Annotated in this window: 3 protein-coding genes; 1 reads left to right on the plus strand and 2 read right to left on the minus strand. The window is 59.7% G+C overall.

The features are described 5' to 3' along the window. Positions 1 to 125: 125 nt before the first annotated feature. Both AC1DU9_RS29545 and pdxR read right to left on the minus strand, forming a co-directional pair. Positions 126 to 1196 carry a sugar phosphate isomerase/epimerase family protein gene (locus tag AC1DU9_RS29545; RefSeq protein ID WP_223460635.1) on the minus strand — a complete coding sequence of 357 codons (1071 nt, stop codon included), beginning with the start codon at positions 1194 to 1196 and terminating at the stop codon, positions 126 to 128. Between the two features lie 112 nt (positions 1197 to 1308). Next, on the minus strand, positions 1309 to 2817 hold the full coding sequence (gene pdxR / locus AC1DU9_RS29550; protein WP_223460633.1) for a MocR-like pyridoxine biosynthesis transcription factor PdxR: 1509 nt from the start codon (positions 2815 to 2817) through the stop codon (positions 1309 to 1311). Between the two features lie 348 nt (positions 2818 to 3165). Here pdxR and AC1DU9_RS29555 point away from each other — a divergent pair. Continuing rightward, a partial coding sequence (locus AC1DU9_RS29555; RefSeq protein ID WP_477811238.1) for a DNA/RNA non-specific endonuclease occupies positions 3166 to 3891 on the plus strand: 726 nt, incomplete at its 3' end.

The raw sequence follows: 3891 nt of genomic DNA on the forward strand, positions 1-3891 counted from the left end.
AGCTTGTAGATGGTGCCGCCACCGAGGATGAGAATCAGGAATCTGAGCCATTTGGCCTTGTCATGGGATGTCATTATTGTTCTCCAGGCTTGATTGGGTAGGCAGTGCCGGTCGGCACGTCAGGTTCAGGCGTCAGCGCAATGGGCCAGGGTCAACTCGGCCAGGGTTCGGAACTCGGCCAGCAGACCTCGTACATAGGCAACCTGGTTGTTGGCCCAACGGTGTTCATCGGCCAGCATTTGCTCCAGCGAGAAGCCTTCCGGCAGCGCTGTTTCACTCATTTCCCGGTACGCAATGAACGGGTCCGCGGCTTCGTCCATCTGGCGGAACGCCGGGGCAACGTAGTGGTTTTCCTGCTCGAGAATGAACGCGATCACTTGCACAGCTGATTCGCCGAGCATCAGCAGTTCGAACAACATGCGTGCGTTGGGCAGGTCGTCTTCGTCACAGCCCTGCAGCACGCCGTAATGGCCGAATGCATTTTGCTCGGGGACGATGCGCACACCCTTGAGGTGGGTCTGGCGTATGTGCGGCGCCAGGTTACGGAGCGCAGCAAGGGGCTGTTCGCAGGCATTGATCATGTTGCCGAAATCGAACAGGGCATGCAGCCGAGGGTGGTTCAGGCGGTTCAACAGTTGCGCGATCTCGCTGCTCTTGAGCTCCTCATGCTGCTCGAAGTCGAAGAACAGGTCGTGCTCGTCTGCCTGCTGCGCGAGGTAGTGCAGGTCCGACTCGATCAGGTCCATGACCCGCGACAGCGCTCCTTCGTAGCGTGAGTAAACACGGATGTTGCGGGTGCCCAGCGCCCTGGCAATGGCGATCACTTGATCGACATCTTTTTTCAGGGTGCTGCTGATTTCCAGATGCACATCCAGCCCGAGTGTTTTGGCCTTGGCAGCGAACGCCTGAAGTTGCGTGGCTGTCATTTGACTGAGGCTGTTTTCCTCACCGTCGAGCAAGTGCAGGCTCAGCCCCTGCAGCTCGTGGCGATAGGCGAAGTCCAGCAGGTCAGCAGGTGTCACGCGGCCGTGGGTCAGGTTGGTCAGCAAGGGGTAGGCATGGGCAAACAGGCGCAGTTGGCCCAGTCGGTCGAGCAACTGGCGGGCCAGTGCCTCAGTCAGTACGGGGGGAGCCCCGGCCTCGACAGCCTTATGGCTGAGCAATGCGTTGAATCGTTCCTGGATCTTATTGTTCATACGAGTCGTTCCTGGTTCAGACGCCGGGTCTACCGGCGCAGCCTTTATCGCGCCAGTCAGGAACTCTCGATAGATCCATTATCAGTTAAATCATAAGACCACTTGCCTTGCGTCAAGTGGCCTGCAGCAGATAGCCCATGTTGCTCAAGGCCTGGGCCAGCGCTTCGACGCGTTCTTGGGCCTGGTCCTCAGGGGTGCTGGCAAAGCCGATCAACAGCGCCGGTGGCAAGACATGCTCGAGGCAGTAGTCACTCAGGGGATAGGTATGAATGCCATGCTGGCCGAGTTCCCTGGCCAGGGCGTCGTCATCGAGATGCGTGGGTAACCAGGCGATCAGGTGCATGCCGGCTTCAACAGGCGTGATCCTGAAGAAAGTGCCCAGCCGTTGCTGCAGTTGTTCGACCAGTGCTTGCTGGCGAGCCTGGTACAGCGCACGCATTCGACGAATATGACCGAGAAAGTGGCCTTCGCGCATGAAGTCTGCCGTGACGGCCTGTAGCAGCGTGGGCGGGCTGCGATCCATGACCGCCCGCAGGGTGCAGAAGGGTTCGATCAGGGCGTTCGGCAGTATCACGTAACCCAGTCGTAGCGAGGGGAAGAGCACTTTGCTGAACGTTCCGGCGTAGATGACCCGGGCCCATTGGTCCATGGCATAGAGTGCCGGCAGGGGGCGGCCGTTGTAGCGAAACTCACTGTCGCAGTCGTCCTCGATGATCCAGCTTTGATTGCGGGCAGCCCAGTCGATGAGCTCCTGGCGCCGCGCATAACTCATGGTGATGCCCAAGGGATGCTGACGCGAAGGTGTGGTAAATACCAGGCGAGCGTCAGGACACAACGCCACACCTTGCCGGACATCGATCCCCTGTTCGTCGATACGCAACGGGACCACCAGACCACCCTGGGCCTGGAGCGCAATTCGCGCCGCGATATGCCCCGGATCCTCCATCCAGAAGCTGTCCTGCGGATTGAGCAACAGCATGCCCAGCAGGTTAAAGGCTTGCTGGGCACCGGAAACGATGACCACCTGCTCGGCAGCGCAGTCGATGCCCCGGGCATCGAAGACGTATTCGGCAATCGCCTCGCGCAGGGCCAGCAAACCTTGCAGTTCGCCATAACCGAGCATGGCCTTGGTCGGCTTGTGCAGGTGGCGGTTCATCAGCCGTTTCCAGACTGATTGCGGAAACGCATCGTAGGCACTGTGGCTGGGCAGGAACGAGGTCGGGCTCCCGGTCGCCCAGTCCGCATAGGAAACGCCGCGAAAATGATCGCTGCGCAACGACAGCATGGACTGGCTCAGATCGGACAGGCGAGGCGGCTGGGGCTGGTGTTCTTCGTCATCAGTACCGCGGCCTTCCCATTCATTGCCGACGTAGGTCCCGGCCCCGGTGCGCGACGTCAGAAAACCTTCGGCAATCAGTTGATCGAACGCATTGAGAATGCTGATTCGCGAAAGCTGCAGTTCTTTGCTCAGGGTCCGGGTGGACGGCAGACGTACGCCGCCCTGAATCCTGCCACCGAGAATCTGTTTGCGAATCTGCAAGTAGAGTTGGCGGTACAAGGGGATGGAGCTGGTACGGTCCAGCTCGATACCCGACAACAGCAAACCTGCGGAGGATTTCATTTTTGGTTCGTCTGGATGGAGTGAGTCTGGCCCGAATTGCCGTCAGGCACCCGGGGGCGCAAGGGTATCGAGTGGTACTGGATATGTCATCCGGTCCGCTTCTTCGCCGAGCACTGGCGAATAGAATCCAACCGCCGCCCGGCACTAACGTATCTTGTCATGGTCAATAAACCCCGCACGACCCCAAGYGGTCGATCTGCCCGGAACCGACCGGCCCCGCATCGGTAACTTGATCAAGGACAGTGAAAGCATGCTCGCCGCCACATAATCAGCAACGGCCTCCACCTGGTTCCGTGAATCGGGACTCGCCCTACGTTTACCCCTCAATTCCATTCGAAGATTTTAAGCATGCACCTACGCAAAATTGCAGTTGGGCTGTCGGCCCTTGTTTTGCTCTCGACCGGGGCACAAGCCCGCGGTCTGCTGGACCTGCTCAAGCCGCCCACCGCGCAACATGAACAAACGTCCCGCTCGGGCTCGATCAGCCAGAGCGCGGCCCTGGACCTCTATTCAAGCAAACAGAAACAGGCATCGTTTGACGGCTGTGCAGATCTGTTCCCGGCAGCGAAACCGATCAACACCGCCACCGTGCCGGCAACCATGAAACCCCTGGCGCTGTGTTCCGACAACTTCGCGGTGCTGTACTCGCAAACCAGCAAGACCCCGCTGGTTGTGGTCGAACGCCTGAATGCGGCCCAGTTGCAGGATGCCAAAGGGGAGGAGCGCACCAACCAGTTCTATCCGGACCCACGCATTCCCAAGAGCGGGCGCGCCGAGTTGAGCGATTACCGCAGCCAGCACCCGGCCGTGGACCGTGGTCACCAATCCCCGGCCGCCGATGCACCGAACCCCAATGCAATGGCCCAATCCTTTGCGCTGTCGAACATGGTGCCGCAAGACCCGACCAACAACCGCAAGATCTGGAGCAAGGTCGAGTCTGATGTCAGGAAGTTTGCCAAGCGCGCCGATGGCAACGTGTTTGTCTTTACCGGCCCGCTGTTTGACCCTGGCCACTCCACCATCGGCGACAACCAGGTCTGGGTGCCGACCCGCCTGTTCAAGCTGGTGTACGAC

This window comes from Pseudomonas sp. P4_C1 (genome assembly GCF_056402155.1).

Coding starts and splice junctions, on each gene's coding strand:
- AC1DU9_RS29545 (WP_223460635.1), bottom strand. CDS start 1,196: ATGAACAATAAGATCCAGGAACGATTCAACGCATTGCTCAGCCATAAG.
- pdxR (WP_223460633.1), bottom strand. CDS start 2,817: ATGAAATCCTCCGCAGGTTTGCTGTTGTCGGGTATCGAGCTGGACCGT.